Genomic DNA, 24,672 nt, shown 5'->3' on the forward strand with positions numbered 1-24,672 from the left:
ACTCAAGAGGACAAGTCACGATGCGTTGTTAAGTCACGCACATGAAGGTTTCCGGCTCGCTTTGGACGGCAGAACTGCTGCATCATGGCCTAGATAGTAAGAAGAATGGACACTTACCTCATAGAAAAGAATCTGCAGAAGTTAAAATTTCGGCATCTCATAGCTAACTTAATGAATCATTCTGCGTTTTTTTAAAGAAGGGTTTCCACACTATACAGTTTGCAATCTCTGGCTTGAAACTTTACAGACCAAAGATAAATGGTGGCAGACAACGATTTTAGTTGGTGTGCCTGGCAGAACGCAGTGAAGCTTGGCGACCTAGGACTTCCGCTGCGCATGATTCAGTGGGGGGAGTTCGTTAAAGAAGCAGCCTGGCTATGGTCTGCGATTCTATGTATTGAAAAATGCCGAACTTTGAAAAAGCTTCGGCATTTTTGAGAATATTATATACTTGTATTCTTTTCAACTTCTGTTCTAGGAATCTCTAAATTGGGTAAAAGGATTTATCAAGTTGATTACTTTTCTTTTCTTGGGTCAACATAGTCAGGATAGTCCGTAATAATACCGTCCACTTTCATTTCCAGAAGAAAGTCAGCAGATGCCTGACTACGTACTGTCCATGATTGTATTTTCATTCCTAGTGAGTGTACTAGATTGACTAGGTCTTCGTTGATTAATCCGTAACTTGGATTAAAATAATCAGCGTATGCACTAAACTCTTTTAAAGCTTGTGGTGTTGTATGTGCTTTTGACCATGTCAGCACTCCAATTGGAATATTCGGTAGAAGGGTGTTCATTTTTTTCATAGATTCAAAGTTAAACGATTGAAGGATCATTTTTTGATTTTGCGGTTTATCAAGATTGCGATCTTTTAATTCCTCAGCAATGCTTTCTTCAATGCCAGGATAGAGTTCTGGAGCCTTTAATTCAAGTAAAATACCAATCTTCCCATGATATTTGTCTAGAACTTGGTCAAACGTAGGGATTTTTTCTCCAGCAAATTCAGTGCCCTTCCAGCTTCCTGCATCTAGACTTCTCAGTTCATTCAAAGTTAAGTCTCTTACATACCCACTGCCATCTGTTGTTCTATCAACTGAAGTATCGTGAATTATGACTAATTCACCATCTTTAGTTCTTTGAATATCCATCTCGATATAGTCTGCTTTCATTTCTATTGCTTTGTCAAAAGCAGCCATCGTATTTTCAGGCGCATAGCCTGCCGCACCACGATGGGCTATATTATCTACTTTCCTTACTTCTCCAGTTGATTCTTCAGCAAAAGCCTGTGTTAACGGACTAAATAAAATTAGTAATGATAATCCTGTACCCAATAATGTTTTTTTATTCACTATTATCATCTCCTATTCTATTACGTTTGTATTGCTACTACTGGTTAATTAAACATAGCATTCCTATAGTTATTTTCACCGTGTTTATGTAGAGGGTAATTGAGAAAACCTACTTTCATCTTGCTTTTATAGGAATTCCTTGTCTTTTCTGTAATGGAAATTTTGCAATGGTTCCAACAACTCTACCGATTGCTAAAAATGAAAGGGTGACTATAGGAAGAGCTTTTTTCATCAAATCTGTTTGATCCGTTTAGGGCCTCCTCATATTTGACTTGCTCTGTTAGTGTAGTTGTTGAATATGAAGAGGGTATGAATACTGTGTTAAGACATTATTAGAATAATTACCCATATTACAATTCGTATTTTTTTAATGGATCGTTCTATCAGAGAGAGGGCACTGAATACAACCAAAGTCCCGCCATATAAAAAGCACTGTTTCCACAACATCCTAAATCTCCCCAAAATATGCATAGCTGTACCTCTGAGCCAAACCCAAAGATGGATTATTTTTTTTGACTAATCGAACATCCCTACCATCATCTATTTCCCTTCATCCCCCCATTTTAAAAATTTTCATCATTTTCCGATTCTGTGTCCCTTTTTAACATTTTCCCCAGAGAAACGACATGTTTTCCCTAGGGATACGACACGTTTCTCTGGGGGAAACGTGTATTTTCACCATTGGACTGAATTATTTGATTCTCCTACACTGTTGTTACCTGGGAATAACTCTGATGTGCACATTGGCAAGGCAGTAGGAAAATGACGAATTTTGAAGAAGTGTTGGAGCAGTACGAACCTATGATTTATGCGTGTTTACGGAAGTTACGTATTTACAAAAATCATGAGTCGTTTATTCAAGTTGGGCGAATTGGGCTGTGGAAAGCTTGGCTGCGATTTGATGAAACAAAAGGGGATTTTACGCCTTTTGCTTTCCGCAGTATTTATGGAAGTTTGCTAGATGAGTTGAAAAAAGAAACAAAAGATGATCGCCTGGTTCCCGCAGAGGACCAAATTCTTGAACTGATGGTCAATAAGCATAGTCGCACAAATTGCATCGAATGGTCTGAGAAGGTTAAAGAAGCTTTGTCGCAGTTAAAACTGCATGAACAACAACTGATTCACTTGTTGTTTGTCGAAGGGTATTCGCTGGATGAGGTAGTCGTTCACTTAGGAGTTTCGAAGTCTTGCGTCAAGAAAAGAAGAGAGCGTACTTTGGATAAACTAAAAGAAATGATGACAAATTAATACACGAGAAAAATGCCCACCTATCAATTAGGTGGGCATTATTTGACTCTTACTGCAGTCAAAGAATTAGTTTCTGTTGCAATTTATGCTACTAAACAGTTTCAAACGGCATATATTCAGCTCAGCATCTAAAGGTGCCACCGATATAGTGTATATTCTGAATTTTTTTTACACAGATACTCTTTTTTCACTATTTTGGACATATGCTTGATCATTTAACACCTCCACCATGTCATCCAGCCAAGCCTCGCACTTCTTAGGAGTAAACGGAAAAGGATGTTTCGGATACCCCTTCACAGGATCCCATACTGCAATTGGCTTTTTGCCATGGGTGGCTAACATGTCATCCACATCCAACAAGCCATATACATCCGCAAGTTCTTTGGCTTCACTCTTTTTTCCCCACCCATAGAGTAACCGGTCAGCCCCAGAGATTACGTTAGACCATTCAGACTGTGGATTACTGACAAATCGGGAATGCACGATTCCTGCATATTCACATCTTTTTAATAGTCCTAAAAATTCGTTCCCTTCACAAAGATCCGACAAATTCACAATCTTCATGTCATTCCATGCCATATGCTCCATCAATCGCATCAGCTGAAACTGCGTTTTATCCGGCTTCGATTCTGTCCATTCTCCTGAATGTACATCTAAAGTAGGCTTACAACTGCCTGGTTTAAATATCACGATGACTGCATCTACACGGAGTTGTTTCTCAAAATTAAGTGCACTTGTGCCTTCTCTACGCTTAATCCTCGCCTCTGGTCGTATTAATATACGGTCACCAGCAACGGTCTCTTCAAAAAATTGACTCCACACAATGAACCTTTCACCTAATAGCTTTTCCGACAACATCTCCATCCCATCACCCCACACAAATTAATCTAACTTTTCCTAATTTGGCTGAAACTTTCTCAAATGAGCGCTTTTATATGAGAAATTAATACAGAATTCTGCTTACATTCAAGCTTATAGAAGGTATATATATTCTTTTGTAAAGAAACAATATCCTGTCGAACATGTGTATGATCAGCATTTCTAAGGGAACGTTTTTTTCACCTAACTGGGTTAATAGACCGTTTTGGGAAACGATAGAAGAATTTCCGCCGTATACAAAATATTAGCGGCTGAAGATGCAATTTCAGCCGCTTTTGTATTTTCTATATAGGTAATAAATGTAGGAGACCTTTATATTTTTATTTAATTCATTTTCACTTCAGGAATTAAGCAAATATCCTCAATGTTATTTTTGTAAAGTACGTGGCCTTTCTACGTAGATCATCATGTTACGGCGCTTCGACCGGTACACTTCCATCATCGAATACATTCTTTGTTGTTGATTGTTTAAAACATGCTTAGAGACTTTTACTTGAAGAGACATGCCATTGTCAAACACTACTTCCGACGTGTTACCACTCAACACATTTACATGAAAATGGTGATTGAATATCCAAACACATTCCGGATGTATATGCGAAAGTGTTGGGCATGCAGCCACTTCTTCTTCCGTATCAATCAGCAAGGGAGTCTTTTGCGGATATTCCATTAACTTACGAATAGCCTTTATTCGACCATCAAAAGTAGAAGCATTACGGATACACGACTCTTCCAATAAGGATAAAATTGACATTCTTGAAAGATACTCACCATTCTTCGTTATAATCCGGGTCCGGTATCCATCAACAAAAACCGGGTCCAAAGCCAATGTATCTCGATTTATTAAGTACGAATCACACTGCAACAAAAAAATTCTCCTTTTCGATCTCCTATGACTATTCTACCAAGTAATCCAGTAATTGCATACTAAATATTTGGAATAATAGATTTTTTATGGTAAATAGGTAGGACACTCACTAAGGGGTAATATTACCCACCTCTCAGCTCCTTCTCCTCAATTTTTTTAAAAAAATTATGGACTTCTTTTTTAGGTCTATTTCCTCTCATAAAACAGGCGAATTTCAATTTTCACCGATATTGTTCTTTCAAAATTGAATTTTGGCCGTCTTTCATTATTTCGCTGAGCCTTAGACGCACTTGCGATGCAGTTTTCACATACGGTATGCTAATTTTATAGCGATGATTCCGGGTGGCACCTTCCCCCTTTTTGGTACCTGTTCATTTTGGGTACAATAGTGCCACCCGACATAAAATGCGAGGGTAAAGTTTGGCACGTGAAGATTTCCGGCTCGCTCTGGACAGCACAACCGCTGCTTCATAACCTGGGGAATATAAAACATTTTGCGGCGGGTGTGCGTCCGTCACTCGCCTACAAGCTTCTCATGCACAGATCTTTGATTTTAGCTTACTAGAGAATGAAAACTTAATGCTTAGAAAAAAGCCGCCGAAGATGCGGGCAGCTCGTAGCTAACTTTAAAACATCTCTCCATGTTCTTTGTGCCTTCACATTTTTCAGTGATGTGCAGACCAGAAGTGCCATGCACCCATTGATAAATCATGTAGGTTCGAAAATTTCTACTATCCGGTCCGCCCTTATACGATTATGACACAGCTTGTATATTTGATCCAAAAAGGTTTCAGTGTTTAAAATTGAAGTGGGAAGTGGAATTGTCATCGTAGTAGTGCCAAAGGTTTGCTTAAAATATGATTTCCTAATGTAATTTTTTCCATCCCTTTTTAAAGGGTTGTATTTCCACGAAAGTAAGGTGGCACCATCTTCGTCTATTGTCCGGTTTAACTCGGCAATGGTTGTTGATTTATCATGCGCATAAATGACTAAATAATAGTTGTCATTTCGGTGCCAATCGATGAATAAGAAAAAATAGGAATCTTGTCCAAGTTTAGCTACTTCAAAGGCAGATATAATTGGTTTTCCATTCGCCCATTGATGGAATTGCGTTAAGGTATCATTGAATGTGTCTAATTTATTCAATTCATAGGTTGTAGAAGTAGACTCATTCCAGCGTTCTAAATAATTACTTACCATCATAGCCTGCTTTTTCTCCAAGTTAGCATCTCCCTATTTTTTACTTGTTACTGAATAAATCAGTAATACCTGATTCTTAGTAACTTAATTTTATCATAGAGAGGTAAGTACATAGGCTTTCCACTCGGCAAGAATCCGTAAAAACAACTCAAATGAACTCTGTAGGATATCACCATAAATCGTGCATATCATCGCAGTATATACAAACTTAGCAGAATCACTCGCCACAGTACTGACTTGCTTTTCCTTCTTCTGAATATAATTAATTACTGAGTACCATTGTTATCAGCTCCTCCTATTTGGTGGGGGTGGGTATCGGAAGTTCTGTGATTGGTGATTGAAAACAATGGTTTTACGTTTTAACTATGCCATCTATCTATTTAGCCTAATAGGTACCCGAATACCCACGTGGTGAATACTCAAGCATGGTTAAAGTTACGCACATGAAGGTTCTATGATTTTGGTTTACTAGATTGGTACAACACTCTATCATAAGTATCGCCGAAAACGCTTGCCGTTCGTAGCTAACTTTAAAATATCTCTCCACGTTCTTTAAATGAAGGATTCCAAACACTATAAAAGCTTGATACTTTTCCCTGGATGCGAATTTTTTAATTAATTCGTTCATTAATAACAGAAAGTTCTTACATTTACGAGTGGAATATATTATGATAAAAAGAGACATGTAAGAGTACATGTGACAAAGGAGCGAATTGATATATGAGATTTAATGTTCATGTAATAATGGGGTTAAATGATGATTCAGTTGGACTTGCATACAAGTTAAAAGAAAATTACAAAGTTGTTTATATTTGTGATGACACCGTTGAGGTACTAGAAAAACGTGAAGACTTTACCTATGTCCACGAAGACTTTATCCATGCTATGGACCCTCTAGTTACTAAGGTTATTGTTTATGAACCACCCTATAAAACTGGCAAGATAGTTAATAAATCAAGATCGTTTGTTATGGAGAGGAAGAGTCCTGTTGAAGAGGATTAAGCTTTAGGGATTACGAATGAAAAAGCAGCTGAGATTGTATTTTCGGCTGCTTTTTTTGCGTTTAGAATTAATAAAAATGATAGGATTTTCTTTCAAAATCCTATTCAGGAAGAATACATAAACGGCGGCAGATCAAACTCTGGCGAAAGATTTTCAATAAGATTTACCACTGTATCGGCTCTGGTTCACAGGTTCGCTTTGGACGGCAAACCTGCTGGATCATAGCCTAGGAAGTAAAAAGAATTTTGCGGCGGGTGTGCGACCGTCACTCGCCTTCAACCTTCACTTGCATATTTCTTTCGAGTGCTGTCCCTGGGACCCGTTTTTTTAGGTGCCACCCATGCTGGATACTATTTCTGATAAGATCGGCTGATAATTAGCAAAAAATTGATACACTTCATAATTGTTTATCAAAATTTCCCGATATATTTGTTACTGGTGGAACCGCTTAAATTATTACTATTTATTGAATTGAAAATTTATTCATAAATAATTTCAAGAAACCCACTGCCTACAGCTTTTATTAAATTTCCCATGCAATTGTAGTGTATTTTCTGAATAGTTTTTTACACAGGTACCCGATTTTACTCAATTTTGAAACAGAACGAAATCAGTAGAAGCTTATTAAAGGTGAAGGTCTAATTCTCTAATTTCACCAGTGCTTACCAATAACTGAAGCTTATTTCTTCCAATTAACTTAACTCCTACTTTGCTTGCTAATGTAACAGCTTGATTGGTAAATTCAGTTGTTGTAATAACATACGCTTCAGTACAGTCATAATATGGCATTCCAGTATAAACTTCTTGGATAGCCTTATTCCCTAATTTACTATCTTGGCTGTACCTCTTAACTTGTACTGCTATTCTTCTATTATGTTTTATTAATATTAAGTCAACTCCCTGATCTCCACTGAGTGCCGTAAGTTCAACCATATAATCTCTTTTTTGAAAAAATTCCTTTAAGTAATATTCAAATTCTATTCCACTCATTTTATCTAGTTCTACCATCAAAGTATCAATATTTGGTGTTTGCCACTCTTTTTTTATTGAGTGAATTTCCTTTTTTAAATAGTTTCCTTGTATATAGGTATAACATTGAAGACAGTATTCTGAATTGTCACTCGTCTGATTAATAACAATCTCCCTAATACAACTAAATGTTTTACAGACTTTATTCTTATTTTTTCTTTTTATTTGGCTTTCACCTCTATGTCTATTACTGAATTGATAACATTGATTACAGTATTCTTTACTTGGGCTATTAACTAAAGGGAGAAAATTACGAACGCATCCATGATTTTTACATCTTTCCAATCTCATTACCTTCTTCTGTATTAGTAATAGTTAAAAATTTCTCAACGCATTGGATTATTCAAGATATATGTCTTAATCTTCTTTATTAATCCTCGCTGAAACTAAATCTATAAAAGTGGAAATGCCCTAGTCCTCTTTTTTCAGAGTGTAAGTCTAAAGCCAAAAAGGTAATCAGATCGCTTACTTACTAGTTGAGCACTCACTCCTTAGAGCGAGCTGGACTTAAACGCCTACTTTAAGAGATCAACATCTAATGGCGTATATGCTACCCAAGTTTTATTCGAATAAAATTTATTCTTAAACTGAATGTTAGCATCGCTGGAATTACTAATTCTACAGTCCTAACAACTTCACTAGGCACCTTCTTCTCCATAATAAACAATTTTGTTACTCGAAGAAATTGTCCTTTTTTATATGGTGGTTCATAGGAATATACTATAAATAAGGTGTGATCGATTAAATCGACAAATTGTTGATCGACAAAGGTAAAGTGTTTACGCATGTACTCCTTTAACGTAACCATCACAAATATAAACAACTTCATTTCAAGTCGCTGGTCCAATTGAATCTTGATTAAACCCCATAATGATATGAATATTAAACTTCATTAAACAATACTCTCCTTCTTGCTTTTACACAAACAACTCACTCTTCATTTTAATCTATTCCGACTATATATGTAAGAAATTTCAACCAAATAATTGTCATTGTTTAACCGCATTAAGAAATGAAAAAAGGGTAAGTGATTTTCACATAAAACATGCGCCCGAAAGTACTTCGACCGCTGTTAGATTTTCTGTATTGGTTTTAAAACCGTGAAGACTTTACTTATGTCCACGAAGACTTTATCCATGCTATGGACCCTCTAGTTACTAAGGTTATTGTTTATGAACCACCCTATAAAACTGGCAAGATAGTTAATAAATCAAGATCGTTTGTTATGGAGAGGAAGAGTCCTGTTGAAGAGGATTAAGCTTTAGGGATTTAGAATATAAAAGCAGCTGAAATTGTATTTTCAGCTGCTTTTTTGCGTTTAGAATTTATAAAAATGTATAGGGTTTTCTTTCAAAATCCTATTCAGGAAGAATACATAAACGGCGACAGCTCAAACTCTGGCGAAACATTTTTAAAAAGATTTACCACTGTAATGGCTCTTCCTTTAGGTGCCATCCATGCTGGGATACTATTTCTGATAAGATCGGCTTATAATTAGCAAAAAATTGAGACACTTCATAATTGTTTATCAAAATTTCCCGATTTATTTGGTACGAGTGGCACTTAAATTATGACTATTTATAAAATTAGTTATTTATTCAGAATCAATTTAAAGAAACCTATTGCCTACAGCTTTTATAGATTTCTTTATACAATTGTAGTGTATTTTCTGAATAGATTTTCACAGAGGTACCCGATTTTCAACTTTCTTTTTCTAGGTCAGTTTTTAATAAAGTCTATATCAGATTTTACATTTTACTCCAGGTAGATAGTTTAGTGTTTCACTATGAATTCCCGCAAGTCTTGGCATATATTCTGAATGGCATCGTCCCCTTTGTAATTTTGATGAATAGGTAATTCAACCACATACTCTTCAAATTTTTTAGAGGTCATCTTTAGGGTCAATCCATGAAGATCTAAATACGTTAAAAACACATATGCAGCTGTTTTCTGATTCCCGGTACTAAATATATGATCAGTAGATATAGCATGTAAGTACACACATGCTTTTTCAACAATGCTTGGAAATTGTTCTAGTCCCAATAATTTCGTTCGAGGTCTTTCTAACATCGAGTAAAAGCTGCCTTGAAATTTTACTCCAGCATTGTTTGAATCATGGGTTTCAGACATGACATATTCATGTAGCATGAGTATGTCATGCGTCTTTAGTATATATGCTTCCATTCGATTCTCCTTAACGGTCTTTAAGATTCTCAAACATGGTGGTGTATTTATTCATCACTCTGTCCATCGATTTCAATAAATTTGGATTCATATCCATATTCATCACTTTTTTCATCATAATTCCATCTGTTTCTTTATTTAAAGTGAGCTGCAAATCATCGCCTTTTTGCAAATTCAATCTCACAGCCAAATCTTTCGGTATGCCAACGGATAAACTATACCCCATCTGATTTACTTTACGAAAAAATTGCTGATTGTCTTCCATTGTTTCACACTCATTTCCTAGCATTTCTTATTTGAATTGGGATTGGTGCCATACTGACTATTTCGTTTCTCAACTATTTATACAAAAGACACCACCCATTAGGCTTGCATCAGAGTGGTGATGGCTTTAAGTTTATGCACTTGTAACGATAACTTTGTTTCTCCTCCCAGTGGTCGACACTACACTCACTATAAATAACGAAATATTGCGTAAATTCACTACATAATAACTACCTTTCTCATCAACTATAAGGCACTGGTTAAAAGAGCAACTCATATACTCGACTTTAGTTGGTTACCTAGTAGATTGCTAAACATTCCTTTTTTATCTCTCGCTAGCTTGTTGTAGCCACCAACTTGAATAATTTGTCCTCGATCCATTACCAATACTTGATCTGCATTACGGATAGTGGATAAGCGATGGGCAATGACAATAATGGTCATGGTCCCCTTTAGTTTTTCTATGGCTTTTTGAATCTTCACTTCGTTTTCTGTGTCTAATGCACTGGTTGCCTCATCTAGGACAAGAATCGACGGTTTACGTAAGATGGCTCGAGCTAGTACAAGTCGTTGTCTTTCGCCCCCTGAAAGTCGAATGCCTCGATCACCAATGAGTGTATCTAGACCTTCCGGTAACAGTTTGACAAAGTCCGCCGCCGCAAACTCCAATGCCTCGAAAAGGGATGCGTCGCTAGCTTCAGGGTCCAAAATCTTCAAATTTTCACGTATCGTTGTATTAAACAAAAATGGATCCTGTGGGATATAACTAATGGATTTTCTGAGTGACAGTAAGTGTTCTCGTTTAAGTGGGATATGATCAATCGTGACCTCACCCAGATCTGGTTTATTTAAACCCGTTAAAATATCAATTAACGTACTTTTTCCAGCACCTGATCGACCTACGATAGCAGTCATGCGGTTAGCTGGTATATGTACTGTTATATTTTCAAGTGCGTACGTATCTTCATTTTGCTTGTATTTAAAAAAGACATTATGACAACTGATACCAGATGTAATTTGGATAGCTTTACTAGTCTGAATATCTGTATCATTTATCTCTTTTGCTTCTATACATTCATTCTGTAAATCTATTAATGCTTTAAACGATGGGAGTGTGGCTCCTAGTTGCTCTAACATAGATTGTATACTTGTAAATCTCGGCCATAACCTTGAAAAAATCACCATGATCAACATTAATTGTGCTGGCTGCGACATGAACATCTTAATGGATAAAAATACGAAAACCGCAATTAATAAAGCAGAGACCACTTTGAAGATCATTTGAGAAGTTATATTAACAGTAGTCAGTTTAATCCTGTTTTGTTCCATTTTTTCACTTAAGGAGAAAAACCAGTTCATGTGGGATTCTTCTAATGAATTACTTTTGATATCCTTCATTCCGTTAAAGTGATCCGTCATTCCCGCCATGTATGTTTGTGATAACTCATAGGATTCCTTTCCGAAAGACTGAGACTTATTAATGAATTTTCTTGAAAAGATGATGAGAATTAATCCGAAAAATAAGATAAAACTTGTCAATTTGTAGGATAAATAAAAGGCTACCCCTATTTGAATCAAGGTAAATATAATAGAAGATAAAAACTGTAAAAATAAATTAATGCCAGCGCTCACATGAAACGTTTCGTTTGACATGATATTGATGATATCTGATTTCCTCTTTTTAAGATAAAATCCCCAATTTGCATGTAGCAAACTTTTATACGTATCATCTCTTAAATGTCGAATAAAACCTTGCTGGATTTTTACACCTAAAATGGATTGTTGGCGTTTAAAAATACTTTGTCCCACCATCAAAAGTACATATATACCCAAAATGATGATGAGACTCATTGTCTCAGGAATGCCTATGAATAAGTCAGTAATCCAACGGAGAATCGGAATTTCCGTTGTACTAAAGTCTATAATTCCAGTGATGCTGATCAATGGAATTAACAAGAAAATACTAGCACTCTCTAAAAAACCGATTAACATCATGCAAATGAGATTAATATAAAGAATTTTCCCTGAATACTCATGTATGCGTTTTAAAAAGTGTAAGAGATGCTTCAAAACCCGATCCTCCTATCCCAGTGCTACTTCCTTTTTGTCCCCTATGACTGGACTATCCACATATATGTGGTGAAGAAAAGGTATCGACATCTACAAAAATGGGATACCTGGTACTAACATATTTGACATAAGAGAATACGAATAATGGGGTTGTTGATGCGTAGATAATCTTGAGGGTAGGGTCCATTACTATATTCAATTCGAAATGGGCATACGTAAAATCGTACATTGCTTGAATATTACAAGAATAAATCACAAAATACAGGTAGACTTCTTACAACTTCTAAAGACTTTCTTCCTCTAGGGACTGTAAGTTAGATGCTTTCGCAAATTTAGCCACAACCGTGAATCTTTCCATCACTTCAGCACCGGAGATATAATAGGGCCCACTACGTAACCACGCATGTGCAATTAAATCTCCTTTTTCATCTTTAGCCGTACCTAGATAGAGAGTACTGTCAATGTTTCGTTTCTCCAACATGTTCATACCAGCAATGGCCTTTACCAGACACTGACTTTCCCAAAAAGTATAGCCACTCATTAGTTGAATGGCTCTAGATACACTTGCTAAATCCTCTTTACTCGATGGAACAAGAGAATAAGAAGTCTCTTTCATCGGTACGCCAAGGGTTGAGGCCACCTTTGAAAATGGGATGCTCTTGAGATACCGGGCACGACCTAACTGAATAAACGCCTCAACAAGTAGAAACTTTGTTTTCCTATTTACCTTCGAAAAAGCTCGAGCCTTTTTGATCATCTTCATTATTGCCTCCTAGAGGTTTATCGGTTGAAACTAGGCATCGACTTTATCTTCGATCGTAATTAAGCCATCCTTTTTCAATTTACTTAAAAAGTCAGTGACTTGTTCCTCACATTCCGTTTGATCCACTTCATATTGAGATCGTAAGGTTTCAACTAATTGTTGAAAAGTAAGCGGTTCCTTTATGAGGTCCCAAATCGCTCCACCCAATTCGCCTAAGTTATAATACTTCCCATTGTGAACACTTAACATCACTTTATCTCCATCCATATCACTTACGATGTTTCCAGGACTTTGACTATATACATGGTTCGTTGTACTTTCTACGTTTTTATTCATCTTTTCCCTCCGTTGCTATTGTAGTTAATATGAGATCCACTAATTCATGAGCTGAAAAACGTGAGACTGGTCTACGTAATTGATAAAAACCAATTTTATTGATCATTTTACTAGAATGAGTAAAATGCCAGTCCATTACTCCAGAACGCTCGATAAAAAAATTACGATACGTATTGGTATACAACGTATAAAATCTTTGGAGATTTTGAATAGGTTGAAGATTGATCTCATCATTGTCTCCCTTGATCAATTCAAACACACCAGCAAGTGGGAGTGGTTCGGTAACAAACTGAGATGGAACAGGAACAGCGAATTTATCTTCTCTAACAAAGAGTGGTTTATAATTTGTTGATTCCATATTAAAGTGGTGTAAGCTTTCCATCCATAATTTCTGTTGCGGATATGAAGGAGTTACCATGGGTACATTATCACTAGTAAGGGATACGGGTATGACATCATCACTCAAGAGTTTATAGCCTCTTGTTAAAAATGCAGAAGCAAGAGTAGACTTCCCAGCTCCAGAATCACCAACAATGGCATATGCCTTTCCATCTATGGCTATCGCACTTCCATGTATGGGAAGGATTTTTCTTTGCATTAATATGGCACCCATACAGGTCCCAAGGATAAAAAGTCGAATTTCATCTTCATCCGCCCCTTTATAAGGTGAAACTAAGATTTCGCTACCATATTGAATCAAAAATATGGCAGTTTCAGATATATGAAACATAATCCAGTCTTTCTTAATGACAAAATCATCATCGTCAATTGAATGCTCTGACCATAAACTAGTCAGATCAGCTTTTTCAATTACAATATCTATTCCAACATCCTCTGTGTTGATAGTAGGAATCTCTGGTAGAGGAAATTCACTTGTAATAGTTAACCCGAATGCTTTGTAAATCGGCTTTTTTTCAACAGTGAGCATGGTAATAGTCTCCTTTATTAAAAAATGATCTGAAGTAACAACAAAGTCAGGGATAAGATAATTGCACTAAATGGTCAATATATAAAGACCCCTAAAAATAGCAAATATTGATAGGGGCTAAATTCAATAATCTCACGAGCTACAAGGGTTCATATGTACGAATCCAAGCAGAGTTTTTGCATAGAACAGAACCACACGCTAATTATTCTTTCTTTTAGCTGCCCATTGGCTCTTTTTTAGACTTATTATTATCATGAAAAGCTGAATCTGAGAATTCACCATTAACCCCAAACATTGTCATATTTACATCAAGAACTTCTAGTTCGGGTTTCTTCCATTCTTTTTTCATCGTATTCACTTCCTCTCATTTAAACTGTTTTAAAATAACTAAATGATTAACCTACCTATTAAAAACTAATAATCAGTATACGTGGCACCACTTGGCTTTGGTCCCTGCTAAACCTTTTTTTGTGAGAACACAATTAAACGCGAATGACTCTTTCTTTTAACTAGAAGTTATCTTACCTACAGGCGTGTTAGCAGGAAAAGATGCATCTGTGTGCTCACCACCAAAATTTAGCATTGTCATATTTACATCGAGAACTTCTAGTTCAGGTTTCTTCCATTGTTTTTTCATCGTATTCACCTCCTCTCAATTAAACTAATTTAGAAATAAATAAATGATTGCTTACATACTAAAAGCGTATAATCACGATCAGTGACAGTCTCTTTTGGGGAACACAATTAAACGCGAGCTACTGTTTCTTTTAACTAGAAGTTATCTTACCTACAGGCGTGTTAGCAGGAAAAGATGCATCTGTGTGCTCACCACCAAAATTTAGCATTGTCATATTTACATCGAGAATTACTAATTTGGGTTTCTTCCATTCTTTTTTCATCGTATTCACCTCCTCTCATTTAAACTGTTTTAGAAATCGATACACGATTAAACAACGCATTAAAAACTTATAATCAGGATCCGTGGCACACTCTGGTCTAGGTCCCAGCTCAACCTTTTGTAGTGCTGACTTTATGGCCCCACCATCTAAATATTCCAAAACTCTTTTATCGCGACTAAGTTGCTGCACTTCATCTATAAACATGTTCCATTTAGGTATCATGCGATGAACCCAATCGGCACCTTGAACACCTCGAACTCGTTGATTTAGTCTGACTTTATCAGGTAAATAATTTTCTGTTGCCCTTCGAATTAGCGCTCGATCTACTCCATTTTGTACATATTGATTTTCAGGCACTGATAAACAGAAACGAATTAAACGAATATCATTGGTTGGATCCCGTTTCCACACTGAGTAACGTAATGACAGTTTGGCTGCAAGCGTACTGCCTGCATTCCACTGAGAGACATCTTCAAAGTGTTTTTTTCTTTGACTAAAACTATCAGAATTGGAATACGATCCAGTTTGGTCAATTCCGCATTCTCTAAATTTGGCATAAACACCCATTTTTGTTGCGAATTCAGGGTTAATTAGAGCAGGGATACTGTAAGGAATCCCCTGAGGAAAGGCTCGGTCAATCATTGGAAACCCAATTCTTGCGATAGTAGGCAGGCTGCCTAATCTAGCCACTCCTGCATTTTCTCTATACTGATCTAATTCTTTAAAAAGTCGAACCCATTTTAATTTCTTTAAAAGTGTCGCGTAATAGTCAAAAGCTCCCCCCCAAGATATGGTGAAATTACCTCTGTCACCATTAAGTAATATCCCTATGTCTTCCTCATGAGCTTTTTCAAACATGCCCTTTAACCAAAAGGAGTTTTCAAAAAATTTATATGGCATTTCCATAATTTCTAGAAAATCATCGATTTCTGAAAGGGAGTCTTTGCCTTCAAAATCATGGTAATGATCTGAAATACCACCAACATACTCGACAGTTGACTTAATAAAAGGTCTCTCATCTGCCAATAAGTAGGTAGGTGTAAAGTCTTTAAAATCATCGGGAGGAATATAACTAAATGTATGTAACAATTTTTTTTCTCTCTGTAGATTCTTTGCAGCAAATCCAACAACCGCTCCTGAATCCAAGCCCCCGCTGAGTTGTGACCCTACTTTTCTGTGTGTCCTTAACCGTGAAGTAACAGCTTCCTGAAAGACACTTTGAAACGCTTCGACATATTCCCCATCTGACTTAAGTTTTAGTCTCTTTCCTTGCGTAATATATGAATATCGTTTAAGCGTCACTTTATTATTCACGATTGATATGCTATGAGAGGGAGGTACCTGTTCTATATTTTGATAAGGCGTAATTGAGGAGTCGACTCCATCAACCATTCCGGATATCGCCAAATACTCAGCTAACCATTGTTCGTTTAATTTTTTCTCTATATAAGGTAGCGCCAATAATGGATCGATTACGGTACAAAAAGCAAAGTTTTCTTGGTTCTTGTGAAAATAAAGCGTTCGACTCCCTGAAAAATCTCTTGCCCCAAATAGCCTTTGTTGTCTCTGATCCCAAATCATGAAGGCAAAATCACCGACTAAGTGCTTCAGACATTCTTCCCCCCATTTTTGATAACTTAGTAGAATAAGTTGACTATCAGTAAGAGCGCTTCTATCCGCTTCCTCAATAGTTAACAGGTCAAATAATTCCTGACGATTATCTATGATGGCATCAGCTGTTATCGCCAACTGTCTTTCATAATCATAAAATGGCAGCGTCTCATCCACTGATTCGGGCGTAACCCACTGGGCATGACTGCCAAGAAATACTTTAGTATCATTCCATATTTGTCTAGAATCTGCCGGGAATTTTTCTAGATAACTCATTAAAATTGTACCGTGCTGAATTCTCACAGGATCTTTATTAAACTGGTAAATTCCCGTAATTGCGCTCATTTTCCCCACCCAATCTGAAAGATTATTGACCAATAATTTATAATTAAATTTTTGTGAATTTTTGTATTAATACTTTTGATAACCCATGTCTTATCTCTTTAAGGGGTTCACCTCATAAATGATGATTTTCTCCATGCCCATAAAAAGGGCCGTAAAGGAAAATATAAAAAGTATAGAGGTTTGGGTAACTTCAATAAATTTGTATCTGCAGGTTTTGGATAAAATAATTTCACAATAACAATAAACTTCTGAACATTTGACATCATTGAAAACAAACGATCTGAGAAGATTGACTTCAGAGCTGCAATTAGGAACGAAAAATGATTATTCTTATGGTCTTTTACCACTGTAATTTGAGACTGGCATTTGATTTGTAAATCACCCATTTCAACAATATAGAATATGGCCAATTGTGCTAGCTTTCTTGAACGTTTTCCTTTTATTACTGTTTTCATTTCTTTATTGATTGGTGTTTTTAATAGCTGAGTGGTTAATATAAGTGCTTGTCCTAAATGGTGGTGGTCGTACATATTTAGGAAGTAACTAGTGTCATCACTAGAGATTCTGTTTCTTATCAATTGGTCAATATCCGCTAACCAACGAAGACGAAACCATCCATGCCTATTGCCATGAGTTATAAGAAATGAAAATAAATCTTCTTTTCCCAAAAAGTAGACTGGATAACTTGTTAGCTTACTAACCCTCTTTCTTTCCCATAATTCATTAAAGCTATGTTCAATATTAGGAAAAGGATGGAGTCTCCAATGAATTTCAATCTGTATCCTTTTTTGAGGATGAAAATAACTTACATGATGGTTCTGCCATGTCCACCCGACAAATGTATTTAATTTCCCTTCTCTCTCGTATCCACTATTTAATAGAAGTTCATCTGCTCTTATTAAATCAGTTTTAGTAATTAGGATATCTAAATCCTTGGAAGTACGCAGAGATATATCCCCGTAAATGTCTGTAGCTATGACCGGACCTTTTAAATAAATGAGCTTAATTTGATTTTCCATAAACAATTTACTGACTTGTTCCATTTCTCCACTTAAGCGAAGCATATTAAATGTGTTTTTTTTATATTCATCGCCTAATAGTTGAACAATCTTTTGAGGTATCCATATTTGTTCTTTCATTTGAATTAATTTTGTATAAATTAATGGATATAGACGATGATGAATTGCTAATTGAATAAATAACTCCCAATCAACTTCTGTAACCAATTCATTTGTGACTCTCAAATCACTATCGTCATTTTTCGTATTCATAATTGTAAGCAGTAATGTTAATTCCTTGGGGATGGTAGAGAAATCAAGATCATAATTATTATTCATTTTTTCACCTTCCAAATTCTACTAAATTTTTTATATTTAAAAATTAAATTAGGCACAAAGTTTTTAATTTATAAAATTTTTATATAATATAAATCATTATACCTAGATATACCATGTTATATTGTCGTAATGAGCTGTCTTATTAGTTCTATTTTCACATTACTTTATATAACTTCGTCGAATATTGTATTTATTTAGTTAATTTCACACAGCCGTGATTTTTCGTAATAAAAACATAATTCAGTTATTATTTCAAAAAAAAAAAAAGAAGAATTGATAAATAACCATCAATTCTTCCTAATAAATTAATATATTAATTTGTATCTTTTACAACCACATTCAGACAGTTCCCTCTTTTTTGCGCTTGTCACCTTACCCCTTTTGGTACCTGTACATTTTGTAAAACAGTATTGCCAATACTAAGGGATAATTTCGCAAATCACTCGTTACCTTCTAACATAGCCCATTTGGAATTTTAGCTGCTAGTAATTGCATCCCTCGTATTCCGGTTGATTGAAGAAAGCCGATGGTCGAGAATTTGATTGATTATCCATTAGTTCTTTTCCTATGTATTGTTCACAGGACCCTGCACCGAAGTCGTAGATTGATTTAGACATCCTGCCGAAATGGTTATCTGTTGGCATTGATCAGTCACGACATAATTATAGTTTGTACTGTCAGCTTTTTCGTCAAGCTACTGAAGAGGACAAGAGACTTAATCTCTTGCTTAGTGACGATGCGTGGTTATAGCGATGATTCCTGGGTGGCACCTTCCCCCCTTTTGATACGTGTGCATTTTGGGTACAATAGTGCCACCCGACATATAATGCGAGGGTAAAGTTCGCGATTAATTGCAGAAACAACTCATCTTGATCTACATACAATTCACCATGAATGATAAACTGATAGCCATCCGATTCTTCTGCTTTCGCTTCCATGATGATACCAATTGGATCCAAGCGCTTTCTTAAACGCAAACGGTGTACCTTTCCTTCACAGTCCCGAATCGTAACACCTTCCGGATAGCTCGTTGCTTTTATCCCTAGTTTATTAAACATTTTCTCGTTATAACAATCCAAACATAAAAGCTCTGTTCCGAAATGGATATAAGCATCTGTATTTCCGCACAGTTGGCATTCGTACATCCCCGCCACCTCTTTCACTTCTTTTTTCACTCATTCTCTAACTGTTTCCGTCCCTAGCTCGCGAATTATTATGAATAAATTATTACAGAAGAGTTCTATACGACACCTATCCTAACAGAAACCATAGGTACCCGTTTTTTAGTAGGGGTAGGTATCGGAAGTTCTGTGATTGGTACTTCTTCTTTACACAGAAACATTGGTTTTTAACTATGCCATCCATCTATTTAACATGGTAGGAACCGATTTGAGGTCAATTCATTTGGTCACATTTTTTTCAGTGATGTTCAGACCAGAAGTGCCATGTACCCTGGGATCAATCATGTAGGTTCGAAAATTTCTACTATCCGGTCCGCTCTTATTCGATTATGACAAAGCTTGTATATTTGATCCAAAAAGGTTTCAGTGTTTAAAATTGAAGTCGGAAGTGGAATTGTTATAGTAGTAGTACCAAAGGTTTGCTTAAAATATGATTTCCTAATGTCATTTTTGCCATCCCTTTTTAAAGGGTTGTATTTCCACGAAAGTAAGGTGGCACCATCTTCGTCTATTGTCCGGTTTAACTCGGCAATGGTTGTAGATTTATCATGCGCATAAATGACTAAATAATAGTTGTCATTTCGGTGCCAATCGATGAATAAGAAAAAATAGGAATCTTGTCCAAGTTTAGCTACTTCAAAGGCAGATATGATTGGTTTTCCATTCCCCATTGATGGAACTGAGTTAAGGTATCATTGAATGTGTCTAATTTATTCAATTCATAGGTTGTAGAAGTAGACTCATTCCAGCGTTCTAAATAATTACTTACCATCATAGCCTGCTTTTTTTCCAAGTTAGCATCTCCCTATTTTTTACTTGTTACTGAATAAATCAGTAATACCTGATTCTTAGTAACTTAATTTTATCATAGAGAGGTAAGTACATAGGCTTTCCACTCGGCAAGAATCAATAAAAACAACTCAAATGACTCCTGTAGGATATCACCATAAATTGTGCATATCATCGCTGTATATACAAACTAAGCTAAATCAATCACTCGCCACATTACTGACTTTCTTTTTCTTCTTCTGAATATAATTAATAACTGAGTAACCATTGTTATCAGCTCCTCCTAATTGGTGGGGGTGGGTATCGGAAGTTCTGTGATTGGTGATTGAAAACAATGATTTTAGGTTTTAACTATGCCATCTATCTATTTAGCCTAATAGGTACCCGAATACTCACATGGGGAATACTCATGCTTGGTTAAAGTTACGCACATGAAGGTTCAATGATTTCGGTTTACTAGATTGGTACCACACTCTATCATAAGTATCGATGAAAACGCTTGCCGCTCGTAGCTAACTTTAAAATATCTCTCCACGTTCTTTAAATGAAGGATTCCAAACACTATAAAAGCTTGACACTTTTCCATGGACGCGAATTTTTTAATTAATTCGTTCATTAATAACAGAAAGTTCTTACATTTATGAGTGGGATATATTATGATAAAAAGAGACATGTAAGAGTACATGTGACAAAGGAGCGAATTGATATATGAGATTTAATGTTCATGTAATAATGGGGTTAAATGATGATTCAGTTGGACTTGCATACAAGTTAAAAGAAAATTACAAAGTTGTTTATATTTGTGATGACACCGTTGAGGTACTAGAAAACCGTGAAGACTTTACCTATGTCCACGAAGACTTTATCCATGCTATGGACCCACTCATTACTAAGGTTATTGTTTATGAACCACCCTATAAAACTGGCAAGATAGTTAATAAATCAAGATCGTTTATTATGGAGAGGAAGAGTCCTGTTGAAAAGGATTAAGCTTTAGGGATACAAATGAAAAAGCAGCTGAGATTGTATTTCCAGCTGCTTTTTTTGCGTTTAGAATTAATAAAAATGAATAGGATTTTCTTTCAAAATCCTATTCAGAAAGAATACATCAAAATTTTATTTTGTCCACCTTTTGTTCACTTTTTATACCCAAAATTAAATTTTGCCCACAAAAAAGATCCCAAATATTAATTATCTCGAGTTTGTGAAAAGTCATCTCTCTTAGAGCCACTTGCGTTCATAGGCTTTATAAAGTATGCTTTTAAAAAATGAGAGTGGTGACTGACATAACTTCTTATGTATTAAGTGTGGGTTTGAATGGCATGAAAGGACAAATTATTAAAGTCGAGGCGACAGTGAGGAATGATAAGGAGCAGTGTGTCATTATCGGACTCCCTGATACCTCTATTAAGGAATCTAAAGAACGGATATTGAATTGTTTGCATGCCCTTGGCCAAGATATTGATATGAAGAAAATCACAATACACTTGTCTCCTGCCGATGTTAAGAAACAAGGTACCTCTTATGATGCCGCGATGTTACTAGCAGTACTACAGGCGATGTCTAAAAACCCTGTACCCATTTCCGACAAAACATGCATTATTGCTGCACTAACTTTGGATGGTCATTTAACTACTTTTCACAGCATGATTCCAACTATTCATCAAGCGATATTACTTGGCTTTAAGCAAATTTATCTCCCCCCATTGAACTATCTATATTTGCACAAGCAACAGATATTGAACTGATTCCACTATCTCATATGACACACTTACTCTCCCATTTACGAGGAAAACCCTCCCTTTTCAAAGATGAAATGATCCTTATTCCATTAGATAACTATCCCTCTGATTACAGCCATTAAAATTTACCATCTCTGCCAACTTATTTACCACCTAGCGCCAAAGAATTTACCAGTAAACGCCAACCATATTACCACATGACTGAATACCTTTATATAATGAATGTGCACACCTTATGGTGTGACATTGTTATAGGAGGTATTTTTTATGCTTCAATATTCCAGGATTTTGAGGTTGAAGGAGGAAGGGTTTAGTCTAAGAAGTATTGCATCGAGTACCGGAAATTCAAGGCAGAAAGTGACGGAGGTGATTGAGCGTGCTGAGAAGAAACGACTGTCAGGTCCACTTGATGAGGAGATGGATGATAAGTGGCTTGAAGATTTTCTCTTTCCCGAAAAGGCACTTGAAAATTCAGGTCGACAGCCCCTGAAATTCGATTATATCCATGATGAATTGGCAAAGCCCAATGTCACACTGACTCTCCTTCATCATGAATATGAGGCGGAATGTCGGATGAACAACAAGATTCCTTATTCATATCGAAGTTTTCTTCGTCATTACAGTAATTATGCGGCCAAGTATAAAGCTACTATGCGGATCCGTCGTAAACCAGGAGAAATCATAGAGGTCGATTGGGCTGGTTCTACGGCTTTTATCCTCGATCGCGATACGGGAGAAAAGGTGAAGGCATATGTCTTTGTGGCAACTTTACCGTGTAGCCAGTTGTCTTATGCGGAAGCCAGTCTCTCGATGAACCTGTCTTCGTGGATCACCGCACACAACCATATGTACGAATATTTCGGTGGGACAACGCAAATCATCATACCAGATAACCTGAAGGCAAGTGTGACGAAACATACGCTACAGGAGCTCGTCTTAAACCCTACATATCGGGAGATGGCAGATCATTATAAAACCGTCGTCATGCCAGCTAGGGTGGGTGCACCTAAAGACAAGCCAAGTGTAGAGGGGGCTGTCGGTGTTATTTCCACATGGATCATCGCTGCACTTAGAAACACTCATTGTTTCAGTATTGATGAATTGAACCATGAAATTCAGAAGAAGTTAAAGGAGTTCAACAACCGGTCTTTTACAAGAAAGCATGGATCTCGGTTTTCCGCATTCGAAGAAGAGGAGAAATTTGCGCTTTCCCCCCTTCCTTCCAAATCCTACAAAATGTCGGTCTGGAAAACAGCCAAAGTGCGACCTGACTATCATGTCTCTATTGAAAGTATGTTCTACTCTGTCCCCTATGAATATATCAACAGACAGATAGAAATACGGATAACAGAAAATCTAATCGAGGCCTACTTCAACCATATGCGGATCGCTTCCCATAAACGATTATATGGCAAGTTCGGGCAGTTTTCTACTAATCCTGACCACATGCCAGATAATCATCGGATCTATATCGAACAGAATCCAGAGAATGCAAAAGAATGGGCAAAAGGTATTGGAGAGAATACTTTAGCGGTGATTGGATATTTATTAGAGCATTCACAGAATGAGAAATTGGCATTGAAATCAATCTTCTCTTTGAAGAAGACTGAGCAACGCTATTCAAAATATGAGATCGAGCGTGCCTGCAAGATGATCCTCTCTATGACGCCAAGACCGTCGGTCAAGGCTGTACAGACGCTTCTATTGAATAATAAAAAGAGTGATACGGAACAAGAACTGAACAGGAAGATTGAAAAGAGAGAAAGCAAATATGGCTTTACACGTGGAGATGCATATTACGGGGGGAGAGATAACAATGAATGAACAGACGTTAAACAAATTACATGAGATGAAACTCAGTGCAATGGCTGAGGCTTATATTGAACAAGAAACAAATCGTGACTTTCAGAAGATGGATTTTGACGAGCGTCTTTCGTTACTTGTCGACCTTGAATATTCCCGCCGAAAAAGCAACAAGCTTCAACGTCTGATACAAGCATCTTCGTTCATCAACTCAAATGCATGTATTGAAGACATTGAATATTTCGCAGACCGTAGACTCAACAAAGAGTTGATACTCAAACTCGCGAATGGTGCTTATCTAATGGATGGACACGATATTATCTTGAAAGGACCGACAGGCTCCGGAAAGACCTATCTCGCTACAGCCTTTGGCGTATCGGCTTGTCGACAATCGTTCAAAGTGAAATACATCCGATTACCTGAACTATTGGATGAACTGACTCTGGCCAAACTCGCAGCAGATGGAAGCTATCGAAGACTCATCAAAAAATATACAAAAGTGGATCTGCTCATCTTAGATGAGTGGCTATTAACTGAACTTTCTACCGAAGAGGCGACAATCCTATTAAAGATATCGGAATCGCGACATAAGCTGGCGTCTACCATCTACTGTTCACAGATCGATCCAACTGGATGGCATCTTAAGTTAGGAAATGAAACAATAGCTGAAGCGATACTGGATCGGATCATACATGACTCCTATCAAATCATGATAGACGGTGAAATATCCATGCGCGAGAGACATGGTTTAGTGCAGGCGTAACTCAATATCATCTAGCTTTTTTCAATATCAAATGCGAAAACCCTACAACATAAACACAACGTTGTAGGGTTTTCGTATTCTT

General features: G+C 36.6%; 25 protein-coding genes. 6 read left to right on the top strand and 19 right to left on the bottom strand.

Translation table 11 applies throughout. The annotated features are described in order from the left end of the window. Positions 1-515 precede the first annotated feature (515 nt). Positions 516-1,349: a glycerophosphodiester phosphodiesterase gene (locus E2636_RS12850; protein ID WP_134210553.1), complete on the bottom strand. Its 834-nt coding sequence runs from the start codon at positions 1,347-1,349 to the stop codon at positions 516-518. 762 nt (positions 1,350-2,111) lie between these two features. Between E2636_RS12850 and E2636_RS12855 the strand changes: the two genes are divergently transcribed. After that, positions 2,112-2,597: a sigma-70 family RNA polymerase sigma factor gene (locus E2636_RS12855; protein ID WP_134210554.1), complete on the top strand. Its 486-nt coding sequence runs from the start codon at positions 2,112-2,114 to the stop codon at positions 2,595-2,597. Positions 2,598-2,765: 168 nt separating this feature from the next. On the opposite strand, the gene E2636_RS12860 is transcribed toward E2636_RS12855, so the two are convergent. The 3 genes from E2636_RS12860 to E2636_RS12870 form a co-directional block, all read right to left on the bottom strand. Then, positions 2,766-3,461, bottom strand: a complete 696-nt coding sequence (locus E2636_RS12860; protein ID WP_134210555.1) for a hypothetical protein — start codon at positions 3,459-3,461, stop codon at positions 2,766-2,768. Positions 3,462-3,843: 382 nt separating this feature from the next. Continuing rightward, a complete protein-coding gene (locus tag E2636_RS12865; protein WP_134210556.1) occupies positions 3,844-4,344 on the bottom strand; it encodes a competence protein ComK in 501 nt (166 codons plus the stop codon). Positions 4,345-5,052: 708 nt separating this feature from the next. Then, the gene (locus E2636_RS12870; protein WP_134210557.1) at positions 5,053-5,565 is read right to left on the bottom strand and encodes a hypothetical protein; all 513 of its coding nucleotides are present in this window, start codon (positions 5,563-5,565) and stop codon (positions 5,053-5,055) included. A 699-nt stretch (positions 5,566-6,264) separates the two neighbouring features. On the opposite strand from E2636_RS12870, the gene E2636_RS12875 reads away from it, so the two are divergent. Beyond that, positions 6,265-6,546: a hypothetical protein gene (locus tag E2636_RS12875; RefSeq protein WP_134210558.1), complete on the top strand. Its 282-nt coding sequence runs from the start codon at positions 6,265-6,267 to the stop codon at positions 6,544-6,546. A gap of 624 nt (positions 6,547-7,170) precedes the next feature. On the opposite strand, the gene E2636_RS19210 is transcribed toward E2636_RS12875, so the two are convergent. The 15 genes from E2636_RS19210 to E2636_RS12950 all read right to left on the bottom strand — a co-directional run bounded on the left by E2636_RS19210 (position 7,171) and on the right by E2636_RS12950 (position 20,164). Beyond that, entirely contained in the window at positions 7,171-7,860 is a 690-nt protein-coding gene (locus tag E2636_RS19210) for a restriction endonuclease (RefSeq protein ID WP_208324073.1), read from the bottom strand. Positions 7,861-8,125: 265 nt separating this feature from the next. After that, complete coding sequence (locus E2636_RS12885; RefSeq protein WP_208324075.1) at positions 8,126-8,404, bottom strand: hypothetical protein; 279 nt, start codon at positions 8,402-8,404, stop codon at positions 8,126-8,128. 944 nt (positions 8,405-9,348) lie between these two features. Then, positions 9,349-9,759 (bottom strand): type II toxin-antitoxin system death-on-curing family toxin, encoded by a 411-nt coding sequence (locus E2636_RS12890; RefSeq protein ID WP_134210559.1) that lies wholly within the window; start codon positions 9,757-9,759, stop codon positions 9,349-9,351. Between the two features lie 10 nt (positions 9,760-9,769). Continuing rightward, positions 9,770-10,024, bottom strand: a complete 255-nt coding sequence (locus E2636_RS12895; protein WP_134210560.1) for an AbrB/MazE/SpoVT family DNA-binding domain-containing protein — start codon at positions 10,022-10,024, stop codon at positions 9,770-9,772. Positions 10,025-10,296: 272 nt separating this feature from the next. Then, positions 10,297-12,093, bottom strand: coding sequence for an ABC transporter ATP-binding protein (locus E2636_RS12900; protein ID WP_134210561.1), 1,797 nt, complete (start codon positions 12,091-12,093; stop codon positions 10,297-10,299). A 283-nt stretch (positions 12,094-12,376) separates the two neighbouring features. After that, complete coding sequence (locus E2636_RS12905; protein WP_134210562.1) at positions 12,377-12,856, bottom strand: lasso peptide biosynthesis B2 protein; 480 nt, start codon at positions 12,854-12,856, stop codon at positions 12,377-12,379. A 30-nt stretch (positions 12,857-12,886) separates the two neighbouring features. After that, a complete protein-coding gene (locus E2636_RS12910) occupies positions 12,887-13,192 on the bottom strand; it encodes a lasso peptide biosynthesis PqqD family chaperone (RefSeq protein ID WP_134210563.1) in 306 nt (101 codons plus the stop codon). Further along, positions 13,185-14,120 carry an HPr kinase/phosphorylase gene (locus E2636_RS12915; RefSeq protein ID WP_134210564.1) on the bottom strand — a complete coding sequence of 312 codons (936 nt, stop codon included), beginning with the start codon at positions 14,118-14,120 and terminating at the stop codon, positions 13,185-13,187. Before E2636_RS12915 ends, E2636_RS12910 begins: the two co-directional genes overlap by 8 nt. 214 nt (positions 14,121-14,334) lie before the next feature. Next, complete coding sequence (locus E2636_RS12920) at positions 14,335-14,469, bottom strand: paeninodin family lasso peptide (RefSeq protein WP_134210565.1); 135 nt, start codon at positions 14,467-14,469, stop codon at positions 14,335-14,337. 156 nt (positions 14,470-14,625) lie between these two features. Next, a complete protein-coding gene (locus E2636_RS12925; protein WP_134210566.1) occupies positions 14,626-14,757 on the bottom strand; it encodes a paeninodin family lasso peptide in 132 nt (43 codons plus the stop codon). A gap of 130 nt (positions 14,758-14,887) precedes the next feature. Then, positions 14,888-15,019, bottom strand: a complete 132-nt coding sequence (locus E2636_RS12930) for a paeninodin family lasso peptide (RefSeq protein ID WP_134210567.1) — start codon at positions 15,017-15,019, stop codon at positions 14,888-14,890. Between the two features lie 15 nt (positions 15,020-15,034). Continuing rightward, positions 15,035-16,975 carry a lasso peptide isopeptide bond-forming cyclase gene (locus E2636_RS12935; RefSeq protein WP_134210568.1) on the bottom strand — a complete coding sequence of 647 codons (1,941 nt, stop codon included), beginning with the start codon at positions 16,973-16,975 and terminating at the stop codon, positions 15,035-15,037. A 107-nt stretch (positions 16,976-17,082) separates the two neighbouring features. Next, positions 17,083-18,312 carry a nucleotidyltransferase domain-containing protein gene (locus E2636_RS12940; RefSeq protein ID WP_134210569.1) on the bottom strand — a complete coding sequence of 410 codons (1,230 nt, stop codon included), beginning with the start codon at positions 18,310-18,312 and terminating at the stop codon, positions 17,083-17,085. Between the two features lie 689 nt (positions 18,313-19,001). Beyond that, entirely contained in the window at positions 19,002-19,457 is a 456-nt protein-coding gene (locus E2636_RS12945; RefSeq protein ID WP_243840639.1) for a DUF7686 domain-containing protein, read from the bottom strand. 317 nt (positions 19,458-19,774) lie between these two features. Further along, positions 19,775-20,164: a hypothetical protein gene (locus E2636_RS12950; protein ID WP_243840640.1), complete on the bottom strand. Its 390-nt coding sequence runs from the start codon at positions 20,162-20,164 to the stop codon at positions 19,775-19,777. Positions 20,165-20,990: 826 nt separating this feature from the next. On the opposite strand from E2636_RS12950, the gene E2636_RS12955 reads away from it, so the two are divergent. The 4 genes from E2636_RS12955 to istB all read left to right on the top strand — a co-directional run bounded on the left by E2636_RS12955 (position 20,991) and on the right by istB (position 24,590). Next, on the top strand, positions 20,991-21,272 hold the full coding sequence (locus E2636_RS12955) for a hypothetical protein (protein WP_134210570.1): 282 nt from the start codon (positions 20,991-20,993) through the stop codon (positions 21,270-21,272). 287 nt (positions 21,273-21,559) lie between these two features. Further along, on the top strand, positions 21,560-22,030 hold the full coding sequence (locus E2636_RS12960; protein ID WP_166669524.1) for a magnesium chelatase domain-containing protein: 471 nt from the start codon (positions 21,560-21,562) through the stop codon (positions 22,028-22,030). Positions 22,031-22,291: 261 nt separating this feature from the next. Beyond that, positions 22,292-23,848, top strand: coding sequence for an IS21 family transposase (gene istA, locus E2636_RS12965; protein WP_134210572.1), 1,557 nt, complete (start codon positions 22,292-22,294; stop codon positions 23,846-23,848). Then, a complete protein-coding gene (gene istB / locus E2636_RS12970; protein ID WP_134210573.1) occupies positions 23,841-24,590 on the top strand; it encodes an IS21-like element helper ATPase IstB in 750 nt (249 codons plus the stop codon). The genes istA and istB overlap by 8 nt, the downstream gene beginning before the upstream one ends. Positions 24,591-24,672: the final 82 nt, after the last annotated feature.

Source organism: Paenisporosarcina antarctica (assembly GCF_004367585.1).
Taxonomy (GTDB): domain Bacteria; phylum Bacillota; class Bacilli; order Bacillales_A; family Planococcaceae; genus Paenisporosarcina; species Paenisporosarcina antarctica.